This window comes from Flagellimonas sp. (genome assembly GCF_965222555.1).
Classification (GTDB): Bacteria; Bacteroidota; Bacteroidia; order Flavobacteriales; family Flavobacteriaceae; genus Flagellimonas.
Map to the genome: position 1 here is coordinate 204,877 of NZ_CBDCUG010000004.1, position 22,283 is coordinate 227,159.

20 protein-coding genes are annotated in these 22,283 nt (G+C 38.7%); 18 read left to right on the forward strand and 2 right to left on the reverse strand.

Annotation, left to right across the window (positions count from 1 at the left end):
* Positions 1–79 precede the first annotated feature (79 nt).
* The gene (locus ACOQO1_RS05395) at positions 80–1,756 is read right to left on the reverse strand and encodes a thiol-activated cytolysin family protein (protein WP_420601843.1); all 1,677 of its coding nucleotides are present in this window, start codon (positions 1,754–1,756) and stop codon (positions 80–82) included.
* Between the two features lie 307 nt (positions 1,757–2,063).
* Here ACOQO1_RS05395 and ACOQO1_RS05400 point away from each other — a divergent pair, with 307 nt between their 5' ends.
* From ACOQO1_RS05400 to ACOQO1_RS05435, 8 genes are all read left to right on the forward strand, one after another.
* Complete coding sequence (locus tag ACOQO1_RS05400) at positions 2,064–3,821, forward strand: tetratricopeptide repeat protein (RefSeq protein WP_420601844.1); 1,758 nt, start codon at positions 2,064–2,066, stop codon at positions 3,819–3,821.
* Positions 3,818–5,698 (forward strand): transcriptional regulator, encoded by a 1,881-nt coding sequence (locus ACOQO1_RS05405; protein WP_420601845.1) that lies wholly within the window; start codon positions 3,818–3,820, stop codon positions 5,696–5,698. Before ACOQO1_RS05400 ends, ACOQO1_RS05405 begins: the two co-directional genes overlap by 4 nt.
* A gap of 37 nt (positions 5,699–5,735) precedes the next feature.
* Positions 5,736–6,497, forward strand: a complete 762-nt coding sequence (locus tag ACOQO1_RS05410) for a hypothetical protein (protein ID WP_420601846.1) — start codon at positions 5,736–5,738, stop codon at positions 6,495–6,497.
* Between the two features lie 121 nt (positions 6,498–6,618).
* Complete coding sequence (locus tag ACOQO1_RS05415; RefSeq protein ID WP_420601847.1) at positions 6,619–7,452, forward strand: cyclase family protein; 834 nt, start codon at positions 6,619–6,621, stop codon at positions 7,450–7,452.
* A 162-nt stretch (positions 7,453–7,614) separates the two neighbouring features.
* Positions 7,615–8,514, forward strand: coding sequence for an endonuclease/exonuclease/phosphatase family protein (locus ACOQO1_RS05420; protein WP_420601848.1), 900 nt, complete (start codon positions 7,615–7,617; stop codon positions 8,512–8,514).
* Positions 8,515–8,539: 25 nt separating this feature from the next.
* Positions 8,540–8,917, forward strand: coding sequence for a nuclear transport factor 2 family protein (locus ACOQO1_RS05425; RefSeq protein WP_420601849.1), 378 nt, complete (start codon positions 8,540–8,542; stop codon positions 8,915–8,917).
* 192 nt (positions 8,918–9,109) lie between these two features.
* Complete coding sequence (locus ACOQO1_RS05430; protein ID WP_420601850.1) at positions 9,110–10,507, forward strand: hypothetical protein; 1,398 nt, start codon at positions 9,110–9,112, stop codon at positions 10,505–10,507.
* 23 nt (positions 10,508–10,530) lie between these two features.
* A complete protein-coding gene (locus ACOQO1_RS05435; RefSeq protein WP_420601851.1) occupies positions 10,531–11,661 on the forward strand; it encodes an FAD-dependent monooxygenase in 1,131 nt (376 codons plus the stop codon).
* A 565-nt stretch (positions 11,662–12,226) separates the two neighbouring features.
* On the opposite strand, the gene ACOQO1_RS05440 is transcribed toward ACOQO1_RS05435, so the two are convergent.
* Positions 12,227–12,505, reverse strand: a complete 279-nt coding sequence (locus tag ACOQO1_RS05440) for a hypothetical protein (protein ID WP_420601852.1) — start codon at positions 12,503–12,505, stop codon at positions 12,227–12,229.
* Between the two features lie 347 nt (positions 12,506–12,852).
* On the opposite strand from ACOQO1_RS05440, the gene ACOQO1_RS05445 reads away from it, so the two are divergent.
* The 10 genes from ACOQO1_RS05445 to ACOQO1_RS05490 all read left to right on the forward strand — a co-directional run bounded on the left by ACOQO1_RS05445 (position 12,853) and on the right by ACOQO1_RS05490 (position 22,229).
* Positions 12,853–14,631, forward strand: a complete 1,779-nt coding sequence (locus tag ACOQO1_RS05445; RefSeq protein ID WP_420601853.1) for an ATP-dependent nuclease — start codon at positions 12,853–12,855, stop codon at positions 14,629–14,631.
* A 123-nt stretch (positions 14,632–14,754) separates the two neighbouring features.
* Positions 14,755–15,054 carry a DUF1905 domain-containing protein gene (locus tag ACOQO1_RS05450; protein ID WP_420601854.1) on the forward strand — a complete coding sequence of 100 codons (300 nt, stop codon included), beginning with the start codon at positions 14,755–14,757 and terminating at the stop codon, positions 15,052–15,054.
* A gap of 17 nt (positions 15,055–15,071) precedes the next feature.
* Positions 15,072–15,800: a YqjF family protein gene (locus ACOQO1_RS05455; protein WP_420601855.1), complete on the forward strand. Its 729-nt coding sequence runs from the start codon at positions 15,072–15,074 to the stop codon at positions 15,798–15,800.
* Between the two features lie 98 nt (positions 15,801–15,898).
* Positions 15,899–16,243, forward strand: a complete 345-nt coding sequence (locus ACOQO1_RS05460; RefSeq protein WP_420601856.1) for a putative quinol monooxygenase — start codon at positions 15,899–15,901, stop codon at positions 16,241–16,243.
* A 462-nt stretch (positions 16,244–16,705) separates the two neighbouring features.
* On the forward strand, positions 16,706–17,182 hold the full coding sequence (locus ACOQO1_RS05465) for a methyltransferase family protein (protein WP_420601857.1): 477 nt from the start codon (positions 16,706–16,708) through the stop codon (positions 17,180–17,182).
* A 135-nt stretch (positions 17,183–17,317) separates the two neighbouring features.
* Complete coding sequence (locus ACOQO1_RS05470) at positions 17,318–18,262, forward strand: MBL fold metallo-hydrolase (protein WP_420601858.1); 945 nt, start codon at positions 17,318–17,320, stop codon at positions 18,260–18,262.
* Between the two features lie 91 nt (positions 18,263–18,353).
* Positions 18,354–19,742 carry an ankyrin repeat domain-containing protein gene (locus ACOQO1_RS05475; RefSeq protein WP_420601859.1) on the forward strand — a complete coding sequence of 463 codons (1,389 nt, stop codon included), beginning with the start codon at positions 18,354–18,356 and terminating at the stop codon, positions 19,740–19,742.
* A gap of 56 nt (positions 19,743–19,798) precedes the next feature.
* The gene (locus ACOQO1_RS05480) at positions 19,799–20,095 is read left to right on the forward strand and encodes an antibiotic biosynthesis monooxygenase family protein (protein WP_420601860.1); all 297 of its coding nucleotides are present in this window, start codon (positions 19,799–19,801) and stop codon (positions 20,093–20,095) included.
* 76 nt (positions 20,096–20,171) lie between these two features.
* Positions 20,172–20,567, forward strand: coding sequence for a hypothetical protein (locus ACOQO1_RS05485; protein WP_420601861.1), 396 nt, complete (start codon positions 20,172–20,174; stop codon positions 20,565–20,567).
* 162 nt (positions 20,568–20,729) lie between these two features.
* Positions 20,730–22,229 (forward strand): MBL fold metallo-hydrolase, encoded by a 1,500-nt coding sequence (locus tag ACOQO1_RS05490; protein ID WP_420601862.1) that lies wholly within the window; start codon positions 20,730–20,732, stop codon positions 22,227–22,229.
* Positions 22,230–22,283: the final 54 nt, after the last annotated feature.

The following is a 22,283-nucleotide window of genomic DNA, read 5'->3' on the forward strand; positions in this document are numbered from 1 at the left end:
GATTCCCACCTCCGTGGGAATAAAAGAACAGCCGGCATCAGGTTGTTGAACCCAACCTGAGCGGCCAGCTGCTTGCCAATTACAATTCTTCTATCTTATAATATACGGTTATACCATCCTCAAAATTATGGGCGTAGTAATACTCCCCTGTCCCTGGGGCAGTAAGGCCGGCGTCTGTAATTTCGCCACTGTCCAATGCATGCTCACCAAGGTCATTTAAGAATACTTGTCTGCTCAAGTCCCCTAAATCTTGCGACCCGACAAACTCCTTGTCGTAGAGATGTCCCCGTACTTCAAAATAGTCTTTAGCCTTATCCGGTCTGTAGGGCTCAATGGTATATACAAACCACTCTCCAGTTTTAGGTGTGTCATTAAAAGTATAGGTTTTATCGTTTTGTACCTTAATGAATTCGTCTTTACTGCGATTCCACCATATATTGTCCTTGCCCCCGTTTGCAGGGTCTTCGTCAACATAGTCTCCTTTTGCGGCAGAATACATCCGAATTTCAAGACTTCCATAAACTTCCCTGTCTGTGGCTTTAGAACCTGTCATTTTTACAAAGGAAAGCTTGTACTGTGGCCATGCCAAATCACAGCTGCGCACTGGATATTCTGAGGCCAAGACCACTCTGGCAATGGGAAAATCATCTTTGATATATCTTAAGGTATATGCTAAGGGTTTTCCTGGGGAGTCTTTGGAGTAATTACCTCCATTAATGATATAGCTATGCACTCCAGACGGGCCTTCAATTACCCCAACAGCATCTTCAGCCGACCCTCCAATGACCAAGGCTTCTACTTTGGACTCGCTTATAATCTTTTCGTAATCTACATTTATTCCTCCGTCGCCACTTGAACTTCCTTGACTAAAGGAAAGCGCAAAAGCAGATTTCACCTCTAAGGTGCTATAATTGGATTCCACCGTATATAAAACCATGCGGCCATACACAACTGATGAGACCATTACAGGGCTTGTATCATTTAAATTGGGTAGTTCGGTAAAAAGAGACCCGGGCTCGTCATTCTTTGGCAAAGTCATATCAATTGTATAGTATTCCTGAAAAAACTTGACCACGTATTTATGGTTCTTTTCCGTGCTATTAAAATCGAAGGAAGATGAGATATCTTTATTTCGACTTCGATAATTGGCTCGCAATGCAATATCCAATTGCTCCTCAGAATGTACTTCTTGAATGGTAAAATTCAAATCGGCAGGAGTAGCACCATCCACTCCCTGTGCCAATAAAGAATTCACCCCATTTCTTACACCGTCCAAGTCAGGGTCCTCAATTTCAACCGAAGCGGTACCATCAATATTCTCCAATGAAATGGACAGGGTAATTGGTGCTCGTCCCCCATTGATGCCAATATATTCTCCAGTAGGTATCGACTCTCCTTTGAGCATCGCCCCAGGATAAATCACTCCATTCGCGGGATCTAAAGAAAGCATTTCGTCATATCCCGGTGCGGCTTTGTATTTTTTTACCACACACTCATATTGATCATTTCGCTCTGTTGCATCACTGTCTTCCACAAGTTCAGGATTTGACAATTCCATAGGTTGTGAAAAGTTCTGAAGACCATTCAATTCAGCATTAAAATTTACTGGAGAAACATCATCATCATCGATGACCACTTCATCATCCGTAACCGGTGGTTCTGTACTGTCTTTACTACACGCAATAAAGACTGAAAGGGACATGCCCAACACAATGATCAGCATTCCTACTTTTAAAAGGGGGTGATTTGTTTTCATAATTATTTGGTTTTTAGGGTTCAACACCCCAAACCTAGAGGAGAAAATGCCCCAACCCTAATTTTGGACATGGACAAAGTATGGACACGAGGCATGGATTTCATTGAAAACCATCATGGACAGCAGGTTTTTTATAAAGTAAGTAACTTCCATTAAACCCTAATAAAATAGGGTGTTTCCAAAGATTTATGCAATCTTTAAAAGTGTAAATCCATGGACTTTTTATGGACAAGCCCTTTTTGTCTTCTGGAATAGAGCGTTTTAGCAACTGATATATTTGGTATCTTGGTTTTATAATCAACCTCCTATGAAAATCAAACTAATACTGATTCTCTTGATCAGTTTAAACACTGTATACACATTCGGTCAGGATAAAAAAAAGGTAGACAGCCTTGTGAGTTTGCTCAGCTGGCAAAAAGACGAACAGAGGTTATTCACACTTCGGGAACTTTTTATGGAGTACCTGTACATTGACTCTAAATTGGCCAAACCCTATTTGGATGAAGGTATCCAAATAGCGAAAAAACTAAATGATTCAAACCTTATTGCCCAGACTACTAACGAACATGGAGTTTACTTTTTGGTTAATTCAAAACCAAATGAAGCTATCTCCTTATTGCGCAAAGCACTAAAAATGTACGCTTCTTTGGGTAATAAGGAAAGGGAAAGCGCCATGTTGAACAATCTTGGGAATGCCTATCGCGGAATAGGAAATTATGTAGCATCCCTTGAAAGCCATATGAAATCATTAAAACTAAAGGAAGAAATAGGTGTAGACGACGAAAAATTAGCTGCAAGTTATTGGAATATTGGCAATGCCCAAGGTGATCTAAAAAATTACGAAGTATCCACCCAGTGGTATAAAAAAGCAGAAAATATCTACGACAACCTAAAACTTGAATCGGATTTGAATGGCATTCGTTACCTAATCGGATTGAATTTAAAAGATATTGGTAAAGATGAAGAGGCAATGGACTATTTTCTTGAAGCCATTAATTACTATAAAAAGAGTAACAGAAACAATGATTTAGCCGCTGCATATGACAATCTTGGGATAATTAAGATGCAAAATGGTTTTTATGAAGATGCTGTAGACTATTTCAATAAGTCACTTGCTATAAGTAAAAATCATGGAGAAGAAGCGCTGGTTGCTGTGACCATGCGAAACTTAGGTGTTACAAAACACCATCTGGGATACTACACCGAAGCATTACAATTACAATTGGCTGCTTTGGCTAAATTGGAAGCTGCGGGGACACGTAAATTAATGATTAAAAGCCATCTACATTTATCAAGAGTTTATCATAAACTTGGAAAACTTGAGAATGCTCTTGATTCTCATAAAAAATATGCCGAATTGAACAATGAGATTATGAGTAATGAGAACATTGAACGCATTAACGAGTTAGAAATAAAATATCAAACCGAAAAGAAAGAAGCTGCCCTAGCCCTACAGGAAGAAGAAATCAACACTTTAAATGAAAAAGCCAAAGTGGACAAGCTCACCAAAGGACTCTATGCCGGCGGATTGGCCTCTACCCTAGCCTTGTTTGGCTTATCTGTTTTTGGGTACAGGCAGCGCATCAAAAAGAATAAAATTGCCAGAGAAAAACAAGAGGAAATCTATAAACAGGAAATTGCGCACAAAAAGAAGGAACTGACCAGTCAAACTTTGCATTTGGTGCAAAAGAACACCTTTATCCAAGAGCTCAAAGAAAACCTGGAAAACCTTAAAAACTCCCCTGAAAAGTTCAAAGTGGAGTTCCGGCGGATAGTTATGCTGCTAAAAAAACAGAATGCCTCGGATAAAGATTGGGAAGTCTTTAAATCCTATTTCTCCGAGGTGCACAACGATTTTGACCAAAAGCTCAAAACGCTTTATCCTGATATTTCAGAAAAAGAAATCCGATTGGCTGCCTTTTTACGGATGAACTTGACCACCAAGGAAATTGCCGCTACACTCAATGTGCTACCTGATAGTATTCTAAAATCAAAGTATCGACTTAAAAAGAAATTAGAACTGGACAAAGAAACCGATTTGAACCAATTTTTAAATACCCTATGAGAAATTTTTATTTAATAATTCTGTTTTCAATTGGTTTCAACTTTTTGGGTTACTCTCAATCATTTAACAATATAGACAGTCTTTTAGCAGTCGTGAAGCTGTCCCGAAAGGATACCACCCAGATAGAAACACTCTCCAAAATTTGGAAATATTATCTAGATAACGATACCGATAAATCTATGAGTTATGCCAATCAAATATTGGACCTTTCGAACGAATTGAATTATCCCAAAGGTAAAGGACTTGGACATCTTTATCGTGGAGCCATTTATTCCCAACTTAGCGAGTTTGAAAAATCAGCGCACGAGTTAAAACATTCTTTTAAGATTTTTAGGGATAACAGGATGAAAAAAGAAGAAGTGCTTGCGACTAGTAATATTGTAAGGGACTATTTCTACCAATCCAAGTATGACAGTGCAGTGTACTATAACAAATTTGCTGAAGATGGTTTGATTGCTATTCGAGATTCATTAAGATTGGGGTCTACTTACCTATTAAATAGTTCCATTTATTTGGAACAAGGCTATTTTCAACTTTCTTTGAAATATGGGTTATTATCTTCTGAAATTTTCAAAAAATTTGGAGATGAGGTTGGATACGCCAAAGGATGTTATATTGTTGCCTGTGTTCATGAGTCTCTTGATAATCGTAAAGAGGCCTTGGAGTATTACTACGAGTGCATTCCCATTTTTGAAGAATACAATTCAAATTATACGCTTGCTTTGGCACATGAAGGGTTAAGTATTCTATACACCAAGGAACCATTAGTATTAGATAGCGCAGAAGTTAATATTAAAAAAGCCATAGTTTTGGCTAGGGATATGAAGGATTCTATCCTACTTTCAACAGCACTCAATGAACTAGGGAAAGTTCAATCTTTATCCAAAGATTATCAAGAAGCAAAGACAACCTATTTGAATAGTTTATCCATTGCTGATAAAATAAATTCTGGTTTTAGTCAACAAACTGTATTGCTTAATTTAAGTGAATTATACTATGAAGAAGGTAATTATGACGAAGCCATAGATAATTCAAAAAAGGCTCTGGAGGTAAGTGAAAGAATAGGTATTGAAGTGGGAGCCAATCGTAGTTATGAGTTACTCTATAAATCTTACAAAAAGAAAAACAATCCTTCGACGGCGCTAGGTTACCTGGAGCTTTTCAAATCTCAAAACGACAGTATTTATGGAAAAGAGGCGCGAAACAAGGTGAACGAGCTACAAACAATTTACGAAACCGAAAAAAAAGAATCCGAAATAGCATTGCAACAAGAGGAAATCAACACCTTGAATGAAAAGGCCAAAGTGGACAAACTCACCAAAGGACTGTACGCTGGAGGTATGGCCTCTGCCCTAGCCCTTTCAGGGCTCTTAGTGTTTGGATTTCGACAACGCATCAAAAAGAACCGTATTGCGAGAGAAAAACAAGAGGAAATCTATAAACAGGAAATTGCACACAAAAAGAAGGAACTGACCAGCCAAACTTTGCATTTGGTGCAAAAGAACACCTTTATCCAAGAGCTCAAAGAAAACCTGGAAAACCTCAAGAGCTCCCCTGAAAAGTTTAAAGTGGAGTTCCGGCGGATAGTTATGCTGCTAAAAAAACAGAATGCCTCGGATAAAGATTGGGAAGTGTTTAAATCCTATTTCTCCGAGGTGCACAACGACTTTGACCAAAAGCTCAAAACGCTTTATCCTGATATTTCAGAAAAAGAAATCCGTTTGGCTGCGTTTTTACGGATGAATTTGACCACCAAGGAAATTGCCGCTACATTAAATGTGCTACCAGATAGTATTCTAAAATCAAAGTATCGACTTAAAAAGAAATTGGAGCTGGACAAGGATATGGATTTGACCAGCTTTCTCAATACCTTATAGCCTTTACTCTTTATATTAGTCACTGGAAATAAATACCATGCGTTGCGCTACTTTCAATATTTTGGTCTGTTTAATCTTGTTCATCTCCTGCTCGGTAAAAGGCCAAGATTATATCAAAGTCAACATTCCTACTGCCGATGATGAATCGGCATACATTTGGACAACCCTCCAAGATATCCCCTTCTTTGAGAAAAACAACTACCAAGTAAATCTTCCAGCAGGTACATTGGTTGCTGATTTAAAATCAAAATCCAAAACCGGAGAGCTATCTGATGATGATTACGAGCGCCTCAAGATATTTATTAGAGACAGCATCTATAACAGAAGCGATTATTTAAAAGGGTACGAAAAAATAGGCGATGAAAAGGCGCTTATCAACACCATGATCAATAAAATTGACCGATCAAATTTCAATTGGGATTTTAAGCGGTTCGAAACGTATCAAATAAACCTGACACTCTATGGACCTGGAGGGAGCTATGACCCTGATGAAGGCTCTATTTTGATTTTCACCGCACCCGAAGGGCAGTTTAAGAATTACGACAACCCCGCCAATACTATCATCCATGAAATCGTTCATATGGGCGTTGAGGAATCCATCATCCAAAAGTACAAAGTCCCCCATCCTCTTAAAGAAAGGATTGTCGACAGTTTTGTATTTCTTAATTTCAGTGCAATTTTACCCGAATATCGTATTCAGGATATGGGGGAGTTCCGAATTGATCCTTATTTGAAGACAAAAGAAGATTTAAAAAAACTAGACAAATTTGTGGAGCAAATCATGGGAGAAAACAGATAACCCCATCTCTTTACTCTTTAAATCGAATCTCAGAAAATCTTGAGACTGGAAACACAGTTTCTTGGCCATAAAAGAAAAATCAACGAACTTCAATACCAACTTTGTCCAAAGTCAATTAACCATGAGAATAATTGCTTCCTACCTCTGCGCGAGCGTAATCTTAATATCGTGTCAATCCAAACCAACCTCAAAAGAAGAGTCGGATGCGTCAACTCCTGCTCCAACATCGCAAAAAAGAATAGTTGACCTCTCTCACTCCTACTCCGACAAAACTGTCTATTGGGTAACCGCCCAGGAGTTTGAATTGGACACTGTGTTCAACGGACAAACCGAAAAGGGATACTTCTACGCTGCCAACAATTTCAAGACCGCCGAACACGGAGGCACCCATATTGATGCTCCTATCCACTTTGCCGAAAACAAACAAACGGTGGATGAAATTCCATTGGAAAGATTGATTGGAAATGCCATCAAAATTGATGTATCGGCAAAAACAAGTGACAATCCCGATTATTTGGTCAGTATAACAGATTTTACAGATTGGGAGCAACGGCATGGAACCCAAATTCCCGAAGGGAGCATTGTATTGTTACAGACCAACTTTTCCAAATACTACCCAGACAAAATAAAGTACCTGGGCACAGATGAGCGTGGAGAAGAGGCCATTAAATTGTTGCACTTTCCAGGACTTTCACCCGAAGCTGCCCAGTGGCTGGTAGATAAGCGAAAGATTTCCTCTATTGGCATTGATACCCCAAGTATTGATTATGGCCAATCCCAATACTTTGAAAGTCATGTAATCTTATTGGGGCACAACATACCTGCCTTTGAAAACTTGACCAATTTGGACCAGCTGCCTTCTACAGGTTTTGAAATTATTGCATTGCCCATGAAAATTGAAGGCGGAAGTGGGGCGCCATTGCGCATTGTTGCTGTTGTTGAAGAAGGGAAATAGTCCTTATGAGAAGCACCAACCAGAGTCTAACCCAATCGTATTTCTCAAAGGCCATAAGATCGGAAAAGAGTTTCAACTTTGTATCAAATATACATTGATTACAAAGGAAATTTCAGCGAACTTAGCCAGGCACTTGTACATAATTTTATATAACGATCAAAAATGATTCAACGTAAAAATCCCCTTCTTTCTGCCCTTTTATTTGTTTTAATTACACTAGGAGGCTTTGCCCAAAATGAAAAAGAAACCCTTAAAGTGATGAGCTATAACATCTGGAATGGCTTTGAATGGGGAAAGGATACCGAAAGAAAGGCCAATTGCATTGAATGGATCAAAAGTAAAAAACCGGATGTGGTCGCATTGCAAGAATTATGTGGTTATGATGAGCAAATGCTCAAGGAAGATGCCCTAAAATGGGGCCACCAATACGTCCAATTGCTAAAAACCGAGGGGTACCCTACCGGATTGACCTCTAACCGACCCGTTGAGTTAGTGGAACGAAAACTAGATTCCTTTTGGCACGGCATGCTCCATTGCAAAACGTATGGAATTGACTTTTATGTGGTGCACCTATCCCCTGCCGATGCTAAATTTAGGTTGCGGGAAGCCAAAATGATCGTACAGGACATTCAGAAAAATCAAAGTGATAACTATGTTATCCTCGGTGATTTTAACGCCAACTCTCCTTTTGATGCCTATGCATTGGAAAAGAACAACGGATTGCGCGAAAAGTATAGACCTAAAAGTGATGCCAAACACTCCAATCTGCTCAACGGAAATTTTGATTACTCTGTAATCGGTCAGTTTTTGGCATGCCCGGCGGTGGATCTTGCTTTGAACAAGGTAGATATGGTCACCCAAGGTTATACCTATCCTACCCCAGGTTTGGTAGGCAAATACAACAATACAGATAAATCCATTGTGGCGAACCGGGTACGTATCGACTATATTTTTGCCAGCCCCAATTTGGCCAATACCTGCAAAGCCTTTAACATATTCAACCAGCAAGAAACGCACGGATTGTCTGACCATTATCCCGTAATGGCAGAATTTGGATTGTAATAGAAAATCAGCAAACTTCGTTTTTATGAGTTTAGAGGAAAATAAAAAGAACGCCATTGGTTTTTATCAAATGGCATACGATGGCGACCCAAGGAAAGCAGTGGAAAAATATGTTGGCGCAGAATACATTCAGCACAATCCTCTGGTTGGTGATGGAAAAGAACCCTTCATTGCATATTTTGAAAGAATGTTCAGAGAATATCCAAACAAGTCCATAAAGTTTGTACGTGCAGTTGCAGAAAAGGATTTAGTGGCCCTGCATACCCATCAGACCTGGCCGGGAAATGAAGAATACGTTACCATGGACTTCTTTAGGTTTGATGCCAATGGCAAAATTGTGGAGCATTGGGATGCTATGCAACAAATACCCGAAAGCTCTGCCAATGGAAATACCATGTATTGAGGTGAAAATTGCTCAGAAATGCTAACATCGTTTTGTAATTCCAACACCTCTCCTCCTATACTGTATTTGAAAACTCAGATTAGAAATTAACCTATTTTCCTATGAAGAGTATAAAGGCTGCGCATTTCAACATAAAATTTTACTTATAAGCAATATTTCACCTATTTTGTGGGAACCTAACAAATCAACCTCATGCAAAATCCCAAATTTTGTTTTCTGGCGCTTTCATTTTTTCTATTTATACAATGTTCCAAGGACAATTCTCCTGAGCCAGAAAGCGAGGCTCCCAAAGAAACTCCAAAAGAAACTCCAAAAGATCCAACCCCGCCTCCCGAACCTGAACCAATTGTCTATTTTACCTTTACAATTGATCAAAGTATAAATACTTCTGAACAAGATAATTGGATATTGATCCATGACGAAAATGGCAAACTTTTGGATTATAAATCCTACGAATCTGGAGAAACGTTGGAATTCGAAGATTTAGAGAACAACCTGACTGAAAATATACATATAAGTTTGTTTCATCACAGAATTATCACAACGCAAGATCAAAACAACCAACCCCAACAAACAGACCAGCACACTGGAACTACCTATACCTCGATTCCTATAAAAAACCATTGGACTCATAGTAAATATCCCACCAAACTTGAACAAAAAACGGAATTAACGGCCAATGGTGAGTTTTCTCTACACCTTTCAAATTTTCCAAATCCTGATAATGTATTGAACGGTTTTTTTTCCACTATGAGGCATGGTAACTTGTCTACCGTTGTCGCTCCATCTTTTGGGTCTTTTTCAATCTTTAACCCCAACACTAATACATTAGAGTTAAATGGTCTTGCAAGCTATAACGAAAACCCGAATTATTTAATGACCGTGCTAAATCAGGAGAATTATGAAATGAGGTACTCTTTTTTCAAAAAGACTGAGAACAGTGCAAATCTCAATTTAGACTACAACGAATTTGAAGTGTTGGACAATATCTACAACCTCCCCGTTCTTCCGGATAATCAAAGCTATCTTTTTCAACATGTGGGCTTTGAAACTGAAACAAGCTTTAAAAGTGATACTGGCTATTTTATCCTTGGACCGCAAGGAAGCCCGGACTTAAACGGAAATGGCATTCCGGTCGGCACCTTAGATCAGTTTGAATTCTATAGAACATGGTTAAGCTATTCTACAAATGAATATTCATATCACTTGAATCAAGACGGTCCAAACATGAGTATTGAATCATATCCAGAAGCACCTTCGGTATCGTCAAATGGAAATATAAACTCTTTTGATTTCTCAACAACAGCAGATTATCTCCGTCGTGAGGATTCATGGATAGGAAGTGACAACACGACCAATTGGAAAGTGGTATGTGATGCTAATACATATCCGAAACTTTCTGAATTTCCTGAGGAGTTAATAACACTATTTCCTTCTTTAGTACCGCTAAATGATTTACAGCATGTGTCCACTAGGATATTCTTGCAAGGAGATACTTACGATGAAAACTTGGATAGGCTTTTCAATCCTGATTTTGATCACATAATCACATACGGTTTTGTCAATGAATATTTTATAATTTCTATTTAGATTTCACGGAACTAAAAACCAACATGACAATAGATATTATTGGAGCCGGAATTGGAGGCCTTACCACGGCCATTGCCCTGGAAAAAAAAGGATTCATGGTTCGGGTTTTTGAACAATCCCCAGAACTGAAACCCATTGGCGCCGGAATCATACTGGCAAACAATGCCATGCAGGTGTACCAGAAACTCAATCTTAAGGAAGTGATCGAACAAAGAGGAAATCCAATTTCCTCTATAAATATTACCAAACCCAACTTAAGACCCATTTCCAAAGTAGATCTCACCTATTTTGAACGGAAACACAGCGTCAAGAACATTGCCATCCATAGAGGAAAGCTACAGCAGATTTTAGTAGACCAACTTAAGTCCACCAACATATATCTGAACCATAGGTTGACCGATATAAAACAGCAAAATGGACAATACCAACTCATTTTTGAGGACAAGGAAGTATCGTCTCAAATAGTTGTTGGGGCCGATGGATTGAACTCCAGGGTAAGACGAAAATTATTCCCCAATAACAGCACCCGCAATGCAGACCAATTGTGTTGGAGAGGAATCGCTGATCTTGATTTACCCGAAGCACATAAAAATGAACTTAACGAAGCCTGGGGCAAAGCGGACCGGTTTGGATTTGTTCAAATTGCACCCAAAAAAGTGTATTGGTACGCCTTAAAAACCAAAAAAGCATCCGTGAACGAGTTCGATAGCACAAAATTGGAAGCGTACTTCAACAGCTATACCCCTATAGTAAAAGATATTATTGCTGCTACTCCAAAAAAACAAATACATACCGCGGATATCATTGATCTAAAGCCCACAGCCATTTGGCATAAGGACAATGTGTGCTTATTGGGCGATGCCGCACATGCCGCTACCCCAAACATGGGGCAAGGTGCCTGCCAGGCCATTGAGGATGCCTACGTGCTGTCCGAATGTTTGGCCAATGGGTTGCCTGATCAAGCTTTTCAAAAATTTCAGGAAATTAGAATGCCCAAGGCGCACCAAGTGGTAAAAACAAGTTGGAGGTTGGGGAAATTGGCACATTTGTCCAACCCATTTTTAATAGGGCTTCGGAATTTTGCCATGAAAATGGCCCCAAAAGCCGCAAACCGAAAACAAACCGAACAACTTTTTACATTGGCCAACGTTTGACCTCCTTTCCTATTTACTGGGTTTTCTTTCGTATCACAAAGCGTTTCCATAGGCATTTCAAACGTCAGTTTGAGTGATTTTCTGTCAGATTGAGCTGTCATCCTGAGCTTGCCCGCACTGAGCATTGTCGAAGTGTCGAAGGAGCAGTCGAAATTAAAGGAAACTGTATAAGCCAACGTCAGTTCGAGTGATTTTCTGTCAGATTGAGCTGTCATCCTGAGCGCAGTCGAAGGAGCTGTCGAAATCAAAGAAAACTGTATAAACCAACGTCAGTTCGAGTGCGAAGCGTATCGAGAACCGTTATAAAGACCACAAGTTGATTCTCGATAAAAAAACTGTTTAAAAAATATGGTTTTCGTCAAACTGAACTCGTTTCAGTTTCTCATAAACATGGGTTATCAGATTGTTGGGATTCTGAAATAAATTCAGAATGACGTATTTTTTGCTTTTTAGACATTCGCTTCACTCGAATTGACGCATTTCAACCTTTTCACCTCAAAAAGACAAGTTTAAGTAACAAAGTTTAAACTCCAACAATCCAATTATCCAACAGTCCAACCGCCCATTACCCTATTTCCTCCAAATGCTCCCAAAGCCCTTTTACCCAATATAGGGCCACCTTTTCTGGGTCATCTATAAGGCCGTCTGAATGGTACAGCGCCATATTATGAACCAATTTTAAGGCCTTTACCAAATCTGGGGCGTCCACCGTATTGGCAAAATCTAAAAGTGCTGCCTGAGCTGGGGTAAGCAATTGGGAAATTCTTGATACGTATCGTGTATCCTCCGAAGCGTGGTCAGCACTACAGTGCGAACATGGCTTATGACCATCGAGAGTTTGCATAAGTAAATGGTTAAGTTAATAAAAAAGGAGGGGTCACCGCAAACTCCATCAAAGCGATGCTCTGAATAGGTCTCGGGACTCTCACCCGTTTGCCCCTCCAAGACTCTTGCTTAAACCAATTGTATAGGAATGGCATCGTAATGATGAAGTTTGCGTTTCAAATATACGGCTTATTTAAAATCCTTGGGGATGTTGTGTTGATAACTTCTTACAACCTAAAGGTTGTGTCTATTGATTTTGACAGAAAATTCGGTGAACTTCGTTACCAGTGATGAAACAGTTTCAGTAATCTGTCTGTATGTCCACTAAAACTAGAACATACCTTAGACGACGCCTAATTAGATTAAATGCAGCATATTACCTCAATTAAATACAAAAATTATAAAAGCTTTAAAGACTTCTCAGTTGCTCTTAATGAATTTAATATTTTGGTTGGTCCAAATAACGCAGGTAAATCCACTGTAATAGGATCTTTGAAAATTTTGTCCGAAGGTATAAGACGTGCTAAATCAAGAAAACCAATATTCATCGAAAGTCCTACTGGACATCAAATATTAGGATATGAATTGGATTTAAGCCAGATTCCTGTTGCAACGGAAAATGTGTTTCACAACTATGACGATTCCTCTTCCGCAATTATACGGTATAGACTCTCTGATGGTTCGCATTTACAAATCTTTTTCCCAGAAAGAGGGGCATGTTTTTTTAATATAGAATCTGATAGATTTGCAATTCGCTCTCCAAGTGATTTTAAAAAAAATGTGCAAGTTGATATTGGTTATGTCCCAATTTTAGGACCAGTTGAACACTTAGAGCGTCTATATCAAAAACAAGCCGCTAGATTAGCATTATTAAGTCACACCGCATCTAGAAACTTCAGAAATATTTGGTTTCATTACAGAGAAGACTTTGTCGACTTTAGAGAATTAATAAAAATGACATGGCCAGGTCTAGATATTTCACCTCCAGAGGTTAATTATTCAAGTAAAGACCCAACTCTCGATATGTTTTGTCCTGAAGAAAGAATTCCTAGAGAAATTTATTGGGCTGGTTTTGGTTTTCAGGTCTGGTGCCAAATGCTAACTTTCATAATCAAAAACAAAAATGCATCACTTTTCTTAATTGATGAACCAGATATATACTTACATTCAGATTTACAACGTCAATTACTTGGAATACTCAAAGGATTAGGTCCGGACATTGTAATTGCCACTCACTCAACAGAACTGATTAGTGAGGCGGATTTAAATGATATTCTATTAATAAATAAAGTCAATAAATCAGCTAAACGTATTAAAGACCCTTCTCAACTAAGGGAAATTTTCAAAGTATTAGGATCAAACCTAAACCCAATTTTAACCCAAATTGCAAAGTCAAAACGTGTGCTTTTTGTGGAAGGTAAAGATTTTTTGATTTTTTCTAGAATTGCAAGAAATCTGAGAAAAAATCAAGTAGCAAATCGAAGTGAATTTGCGGTCGTCCCTGTCGAAGGATTCAATCCAACTAAACTTAAAGCGTTTAAGGAAGGAATTGAAAAGACTATTGGTTCAAAAATTCTATCAGCCGTAATATTTGATCGAGATTACAAATCACAGGATGAGATAAATTTGGAACTAAAAGATTTAAGAAAAGGAAGTTCTTTTTGTCATATACATTCCAGAAAAGAAATAGAGAATTTTCTTTTAGTGCCAACTTCAATTGAAAAGGCTATCAAATCAAGAATTGTCGAGGTAAACAAAAGAGCTGGAAAAACAATAAAATTTGACGAAGATATTAATGAGGTGTTAAGCAATCTATCCTCAGAATTTAAGCACAAAACTTTTGCTCAATTGCAATCACATAGGTTTAAGTATGAAAAAAGTTTAAACCCCAAAATAGACGAATCAACAATAACTGAAAAAATACTAAAAGAATTTGATACTCTTTGGGAAGATATTAGACTTCGTCTCTCTGCAATTCCTGGTAAGGAAATGTTATCAAGTTTGAATTCGTATTTACAGGATAATTACTCCATTACAATTACTCACGCAAATATTATAAGTTCCATGAGCAGGAAAGATATCCCTGAAGAAATTGTTGAATTAATAGCTAAAATAGATCAATTTAGAAAAGAAAAGGTCAAATAACTACATACCTCCTGCTCCCACAAAATCACTTCGCCTGGCTCGGTACAGGTGTTTCTTGTGGCTCGCAATACAGAGTATGCCCTGGCCCATTGGCCACTATTGAACGAAACTAAACGGTTCTAAATGAAAGGTAAAATAAAATACGAATATGTAACCAAAATGTGGAAAAACGGTTCAACGGGAGGTTGGCATTTTGTTTCGTTGCCCCAAAATTTATCAAAAGAAATCAGGGATAATCTAAAATGGCAGGAAGAGGGCTGGGGAAGAATGAAAGCCTTAGCACAAATTGGAGAGTTGGTATGGGAGACTTCCATTTGGTTTGATACCAAAGTGAACACGTATATTCTTCCCATTAAAGCCGAGATCAGAAAAAAAAGAAACCTTACGATTGGTCAAACTATTGAAATAAACATCTGGATTTAACTAAAAAACAGAACAGCATGAGCTTTTTAAAAGCAGAATGGAGAAAACTGGCATTGGCCAATTATATCATTGACAAAGAACTGTTGACCAAATATGTACCCGCAGGTACGGAATTGGATCTGTGGAACGGGAACTGTTATGTGAGTTTGGTGGGGTTTATGTTCGTAAACACCAAATTGTTGGGCATAAAGATTCCGTACCACACCAACTTTGAAGAAGTGAATCTGCGGTTTTATGTAAAAAGGTTTGAAAATGGAGAATGGAAAAGAGGTGTTGTTTTCATCAAGGAAATTGTACCAAAACGAGCGTTGACCTTTGTTGCCAATACCGTTTATAACGAAAATTACGAGACGCTTCCCATGGAGCATTCATGGAGTTTGGAAAATGATCAACGAACTGTTCAATACAGATGGAAAAAGAACAACCAATGGAACTCCATCAAAGTAAAAGCTAGTATGGAACAGTTTAATATTGAACCCAACAGCGAAACAGAGTTCATTACCGAACATTATTGGGGGTACGCAAAGGTGAACGGGCAAAAATCTAACGAATACGAAGTAACCCATCCCAAATGGGAAGTATATAAAGTGAACGACCATGAAATCAACGTGGATTTTGGAGCTGTGTACGGGGAAGAATTTGAATTTCTGAATGCAATGGAACCAACTTCGGTAATGCTTGCCGAAGGTTCCGAAATAACTGTTGAGAACAAAACGACCATAAAAAATGACACCTCAACATCGTAGACTGCATTTGTTATCATAACTTACCGTTGCAAACAAACAGAAACACATCCATTCAAAAATAAACCGCTAGCTACCAAACCAATTTAAACTTTAATACCATGACCGATATTCAAGTAAATGCGCGACTAAAGATCAAGCCTGGAAAAATGGAAGAATTCAAAAAATTGGCTCATGATTGTGTGGAAAAAGTTAAAGAAAAAGACAAGGGAACAACCCAATATGATTGGTTTTTCAATGAATCACAATCCGAGTGCGTAGTCAGGGAACGCTACGTAGATTCTGGTGCCGTTCTAGATCATATGGCAAACGTTGGGCATTTGTTGGGAGGTTTGGTCGAGCTATCAACAATTTCCCTTGACCTTTACGGAAACCCTTCTGATAGTTTAAAAAATGCGCTCGAGGGGTTCGATGTCACCTATTACGAATTTGGTGTAGGTCTATAACAAGGCCTTTGCCAAACAATTTTTAATCTTAATTCATGGTGTAAGGCTCTAACAAGACTGTATCTTGTGTTTCACCAAGGTCACACCTTACCTATGAAAAAAATAACTCTTAATGGGTGATACATTGTATTTATTAACGAATTATACACCGTAATGCAAAAAAGTAATCGAACATATGTAATAATCAACATGCTACTGGTTTTAATTGCAGCGTTTTTATCTTTTGGTCACAAAATAAGCTGCTGTTTAACTTATGGTTACGGAATGGGAGATTTGGTCTACGTTTTTCCATTGTGGGTGCTTTCGTCAATCTATATAATTCTCATGATCATTTTAAGGAAGAGGTTTTTCGCAAATATGTATCCGGCATTAATATTCGGAGCTATTTTAACTTTCTTTATTTTAAACTTAATATTTAATAGAGGACCTGAATGTCCGTGTCATTTATAGTAGTGTTTGAGCATGAAAGAAGATTATGCCCATAAATCAATTTTACACACCTCCGATTTTATTTTAACCATTGTCATCGTTGTTGGGGGTTTGGTTGAATATTTTCTTCTTTGGCATTGGTCGATGCCGATACCTGAATACCTACGAATCATTTTGGGAATCACATTGCTCCTATTTAGTATTTCATTGATTGCAAAAAGCAAATCAGAACTGAATAAAGCGAAGCAGCCCTCCGAACCTGGGAAGCCTACCACACAAATCATACAATCGGGAATCTATGCCCAAACGCGCAATCCGACTTATTTAGGGTGCGCAATTTTGTTATTGGGATTGGGTATTACCTTCAATTTTTATTCATGGGTGGTCGGCTCGTTATTTGCTTTGGTTTTAATGCATGTACTCCTAGTGCTACCTGAGGAAAAATATCTATCCGCAAAATTTCCGAAAGAATTTTCCGAATACAAGAAAAAAGTTAGAAGGTGGATATGATCTAGTTCCGGTAGGTTGTATCTTGTGGTTCCCCCGCTGCCGCAAAGTACAACGGCCTCTTTATTTCTGCTAGGCTTTCATTTTAAGGCTCCGTACATTTGCAACTGCCTAATTTAAACATACACCAAAAAATCCATGAATAGTAAAAAAATCATACGTACCCTATGCCTAATCGGGTTGATTGCAAACAGCATATTGGCACTTACCCCCAACAGTGATTTTGAGGTGACACGCGTTGCTGAAAATGTCTATAGCATTGTTTCACCCTCCTTTGGTTTGCCTACCCCTGAGAACAAAGGCTGGAACTCCAACAGTCACTTTGTCGTCACTAAAACAGGGGTGCTACTTTTTGATACCGGTTCCTCAGAAGCCATAGGCAATAAAATTAAAAGTGCCATTAAAACGGTCACGGACCAACCGGTACGTTGGGTGATCAATTCGCACAGCCATGCAGATCATTGGTTGGGCAATGCGGCCTTTGCCGATACGGTAACCGAAATTATAACAAGCAACCAAGCCTTAGCTGTAATGAAAAAGTACGGAGAGGAAGATGTAAAGTTTTATTCCAAAGTGACCAAGGGCACAATTGGCCCTACCCGACTTGTGTACCCAACCTCATTATTGGGCCAAGGGCAAAAACGTAATTTTGGAGGAGTGGATGTTGAATTCATTTTTGCCAATGATGGGCATTCGCCCGGTGATGTTTTAATGTGGCTTCCCAAAGAGAAGATCATATTTGGCGGAGATGTGCTTAGTTCAGATTGGATGCCCGTGATCACGGGTCATGGAAATGTTCCAAATTTGATAAAGACCCTATACACCATAGCAGAACTAAATCCCACTATTGTTTTAACGGGCCATGGCGGCGCAACGACGGCAGAATCAGTAAAAAGGGATGCAGATCTATTATCCAGTGTTTGGAAGCAGGTACAAACGGATCATGGAAATGGTCAAACACCTGAGGAAACGCTATTAACTGTCAAAGCTAAGCTGGAACCAAAATATGGCTCTTTATATAAAGATTTTGTTCCGGAAATTGAGCGCCATGTTAAGCTGATGTATACATTGCAACGGGCATAAAAATATAGGGTAGCGAAAATCTCCTAATAGTGAAAGATTGTATCTTGCAGTCGTAACTATATCAAAACTTCCATTGCTTAGTGACGAGTAAATGAAAAAACCATTCGTAACCATAATCGGTTTGGTCTTTTGTGTGACCCTGTTGGCTCAAAATGCACATAGAACCGTTTGCGATGGCAATTTGGCGCGATTGGACAGCATGCTCACACATATTCCAATTGATATAAAGGATGACCGTGGCAGGTCTCTATTACACTGGGCAGTTGCCTGCAAGCAGCAAGAACTGTTTGACTATCTCATCAAAAAAGGGATAAAAGTCAATGAAACTGATAATCAAGATAAAACACCCTTGCATGTTGCCGCTCAACTCAATAATGAAACCTACGTAGATCATCTGATCAAATTACAGCCCAATAATGATTGGCAATCCAATTACGGAGCGTCTCTTTTGGAACTTGCATTGTTGAACAAGAGTAAAGAGCTTACAGAAAAATTGATCATAAGTGGAGTCAATGTAAACATCAAGAACAAAAGAGGAAGCACGCCCTTGGAAATTTCACGACGCATAGGTGCAAGCGATATTTCCGAATTGCTGATAACTCATGGAGCTGACGAAAGTCTTGTTCGAAAATTCAAAATGAGAGGAAAATATATGGGGTTGGAAAAACCTCAGGAAGCCCCGAAAATGTTCGCGCCCAATTTCATTTCGACCGAGGAGCAAGAATTCGGTTCGGTATTCAACAAAAAATGCACGGAATTTTATTACGGTGTGGATGTGGGCAAACGAAATGAAATACGCTATACCCAAATGAAAGGAGGAAAATGGAGCAAACCTATAACCATCCTTTCCCATGAACTATACAGTTACAATGATCCTTTTCTTTCCAATGATGAGAATAGATTGTATTTCATATCCACAAGGGCCTTGGACGGCTTAGGAGAAATCAAGGATGTAGATATTTGGTATGTTGAAAGAACTGACGACGGATGGTCAGAACCCATTAATGTGGGTTCGAATATCAATACCTCTGGGGATGAATACTATATTTCCTTCACAAATGCTGGAACCCTATATTTTGCCTCCAATGGCCAAACCAGAAAAGACACAACCCGAACAGACCATGACATTTACTACTCCAAGATGGTTGATAACGAATTCCAAGAACCTGTATTACTTGATTCAGCGGTAAATACAATAGGTTATGAAGGGGATGTTTTTGTCTCTCCAGATGAATCTTATTTAATATTCTGTTCCACGCGGGATGGTGGTTTTGGAAGAGGAGATTTATATATCAGTTTCAAAAACTCCGACGGAAATTGGACAAAAGCGGTCAATATGGGGAACGAAATAAACACAGAACATTATGAATACTGCCCAGTTGTAACCAAAGATGGAAAGTATCTGCTTTATACGAGTAACCAAGATATCTATTGGGCAAGTACGGAAATTATAAAGGAAATAAAGAAAAAAAGCAGGTGACTATGTATTTAAAATCTCTGTCTTAGTCACATCTTGTTATACCTAAATATTACTAAATGATACGTATCATCTATTCATGGAAAGTGCCACCCGAAAAATTGGACCTTTTTATTGAGACCTGGAAAAAAACCACCAATAAAATCCATGAGACAGTTAAAGGGGCCCGGGGTAGTTTTATGCTCCAGAGTGATAAAGACCCAACAGAAATAAAGACCATAGCTCGCTGGGATTCCCTTGCCGACTGGGAGGAATTTTGGCAGGACAGCAAACCTAGTCAAATGGGGTCCATGCATGATCTTGGAGAACGAACCTCTGTGGAGATTTTTACCGAAGTGGATGATTTTACAAAGTAAGATAGGCCTAACACATAATACGTTATAGTAATCTGATAAGCTACAAGATATAGTGACCAAACAAAACCAATACACTATGAACACATACTTTTTAGTTGCCGGAATTCTATGTATTCTCTTGGGATTGGTTCATTCCATTTTTGGAGAGATTTTAATATTCAACAGCAAAAGGAATAAAGGGAGTATAGTTCCCACTAAAAAAAATCCGGGATTGAGAACAAGGCATCTTCGGATAATATGGGCCAATTGGCATTTGTCCTCGGTTTTTGGTTGGTGTTTGGGAGCAATACTTATAAAAATCGCTTTAAGCCATAGTAATCTGAATCAAGAATTTGTGGTGATGATCATTCAAACCATAATTTTTACCATGTTTATCGGTTCTTTGCTGGTTTTGATCGGAACAAAGGGAAAACACCCGGGATGGATAGTGCTGTTCCTTATAGGAATACTATTGGTGATTGGAAGTCAATAGGGCGCTCGTTCTAAGCTCACCTTAATCTATTTAATTGGTTTTAAGTAACTTCAAACTTAGAAACTGGCAGTGTTAAACTGGTATGGTCTTTAAATATTTCAAGGTGCAATCAGTTTTGTCAATGTCACTTGAAGAAACATACTATCATCAATATTGAGCACTATGAAAGTCAACGTTAATATGTTGTTATCAAGTCTTGTGTTTTGGGGATGTGGCCAAAGCGAAAAAAAGGAGCATTACAGTGCTGTTGATGCCCATATAAAAGGTGTTGAATTGATAAAGACCGCCGCCAATAAGCATGGTGATTTTTATTCAGATTCAAAAAGTATAGCCTTTGAGGTTGTATGTGACAAATATTATCATCCTACACAATCACAGGTCCCTTTTCATCCCATGGTACCTGGATTTTGGAACCGACTGGTATGGGTAAGTCCCAATACCGAAGAGGAAATATTGAATTCAAAAATGAAGGCAGGTTCATATGTATTCCATGATGTGGCCGTACTTCAAAATAAAGAACGGATTTCATACAACGTAAACACCAAAACATATGAAGAAAATAGTTTTGAGTTTGTGAAAAACCTGGACATCGTTCCCCAAACTTATCTTCAAAAGACTTTGGAAAACCAAGCAAGTATAAGGGCAACTGGCGTTTCTGGTCAAGGGAACCTGCCCACTTTTATGGTAGAGGCGTTTTTTGATAACGCACAACACAAGATATGGCTAAATAAGGATACAACTCTGGTAAAAGTGGAAAATTTGAGGCACTCTTCGACCTATGGACTTCGCATACGCTCGTATACATTTAAGGAGAATAGAGAGATCAATGGTTATCTGCTCCCCTCTGAAATCTCCTATAGCTATACAAATAATGTGTCGGGAAATGTGGTAAGCACTTTCAGGCTAAATCCGGTAAAGGAAGAAACCGTCACAGAATTTCTGGAGGAAATTTCAAGTTATAGCGCTGGCGACCATTCGTATAGGAAGAAGGCGGAGGTGACAAAACTGGCAGATAAGATCCATTTGATTGAAAATGTAACCAGCTCTTCCCTATTTTGGTCGTACAACATCCTATTTGCCGAGTTCAATGATTATGTACTGGTCACGGAAGCGCCGGTGAGCGAAGACATTTCTAAACTGGTGATTGATAAGATTAGGGAAACCATTCCCAACAAACCCATTAGATTCATTGTTCAAAGTCATCATCACAGTGACCATATTGCCGGAATCAGACAATATATTGATAATGAAATTACCATTGTCACCACACCTGCTACTTCCAAGGTAATTGAAAAAATCAACAAGTCATACCAATATACCGATAGGGACCATCCTGAGCCACGTTTTCAAATTGTAGATCATCACTTAAATCTAAGTGATGATTCCTTGACTGCCAGGGTAATTGATTTAGGACCTACGCTCCACTCTGATGAAATGGTTATTACATATTTCCCGAGGGAGAAAATCATATTTCAAGCAGATTTGGTCAATTATGGTGAGTGGCCCATAAACAATGATATTAGTGTTGAGTTCGCAGAGAAGATTAAGGAGCTGAAAATACCTGTAAATATGATTGTGGGATTGCATGGTCAATCCATGAACAAGGATGAGGTGGAGCAGTTCCTGAACGGCACCTTAAAAAACAAATTTGGCAACCAATAAGAACCCATTTAACCAACTCCCAAATAGCTAGGGTTTCATTTTTGAGTGCCATAT

Bases quoted from the DNA above. Each gene is read 5' to 3' on its own strand.
- ACOQO1_RS05435 (WP_420601851.1), top strand. From the start codon at position 10,531: ATGACAATAGATATTATTGGAGCCGGAATTGGAGGCCTTACCACGGCC.
- ACOQO1_RS05445 (WP_420601853.1), top strand. From the start codon at position 12,853: ATGCAGCATATTACCTCAATTAAATACAAAAATTATAAAAGCTTTAAA.
- ACOQO1_RS05400 (WP_420601844.1), top strand. From the start codon at position 2,064: ATGAAAATCAAACTAATACTGATTCTCTTGATCAGTTTAAACACTGTA.
- ACOQO1_RS05455 (WP_420601855.1), top strand. From the start codon at position 15,072: ATGAGCTTTTTAAAAGCAGAATGGAGAAAACTGGCATTGGCCAATTAT.
- ACOQO1_RS05440 (WP_420601852.1), bottom strand. From the start codon at position 12,505: ATGCAAACTCTCGATGGTCATAAGCCATGTTCGCACTGTAGTGCTGAC.
- ACOQO1_RS05460 (WP_420601856.1), top strand. From the start codon at position 15,899: ATGACCGATATTCAAGTAAATGCGCGACTAAAGATCAAGCCTGGAAAA.
- ACOQO1_RS05430 (WP_420601850.1), top strand. From the start codon at position 9,110: ATGCAAAATCCCAAATTTTGTTTTCTGGCGCTTTCATTTTTTCTATTT.
- ACOQO1_RS05490 (WP_420601862.1), top strand. From the start codon at position 20,730: ATGAAAGTCAACGTTAATATGTTGTTATCAAGTCTTGTGTTTTGGGGA.
- ACOQO1_RS05425 (WP_420601849.1), top strand. From the start codon at position 8,540: ATGAGTTTAGAGGAAAATAAAAAGAACGCCATTGGTTTTTATCAAATG.
- ACOQO1_RS05415 (WP_420601847.1), top strand. From the start codon at position 6,619: ATGAGAATAATTGCTTCCTACCTCTGCGCGAGCGTAATCTTAATATCG.
- ACOQO1_RS05480 (WP_420601860.1), top strand. From the start codon at position 19,799: ATGATACGTATCATCTATTCATGGAAAGTGCCACCCGAAAAATTGGAC.
- ACOQO1_RS05450 (WP_420601854.1), top strand. From the start codon at position 14,755: ATGAAAGGTAAAATAAAATACGAATATGTAACCAAAATGTGGAAAAAC.
- ACOQO1_RS05485 (WP_420601861.1), top strand. From the start codon at position 20,172: ATGAACACATACTTTTTAGTTGCCGGAATTCTATGTATTCTCTTGGGA.
- ACOQO1_RS05410 (WP_420601846.1), top strand. From the start codon at position 5,736: ATGCGTTGCGCTACTTTCAATATTTTGGTCTGTTTAATCTTGTTCATC.
- ACOQO1_RS05475 (WP_420601859.1), top strand. From the start codon at position 18,354: ATGAAAAAACCATTCGTAACCATAATCGGTTTGGTCTTTTGTGTGACC.
- ACOQO1_RS05470 (WP_420601858.1), top strand. From the start codon at position 17,318: ATGAATAGTAAAAAAATCATACGTACCCTATGCCTAATCGGGTTGATT.
- ACOQO1_RS05395 (WP_420601843.1), bottom strand. From the start codon at position 1,756: ATGAAAACAAATCACCCCCTTTTAAAAGTAGGAATGCTGATCATTGTG.
- ACOQO1_RS05465 (WP_420601857.1), top strand. From the start codon at position 16,706: ATGAAAGAAGATTATGCCCATAAATCAATTTTACACACCTCCGATTTT.
- ACOQO1_RS05420 (WP_420601848.1), top strand. From the start codon at position 7,615: ATGATTCAACGTAAAAATCCCCTTCTTTCTGCCCTTTTATTTGTTTTA.
- ACOQO1_RS05405 (WP_420601845.1), top strand. From the start codon at position 3,818: ATGAGAAATTTTTATTTAATAATTCTGTTTTCAATTGGTTTCAACTTT.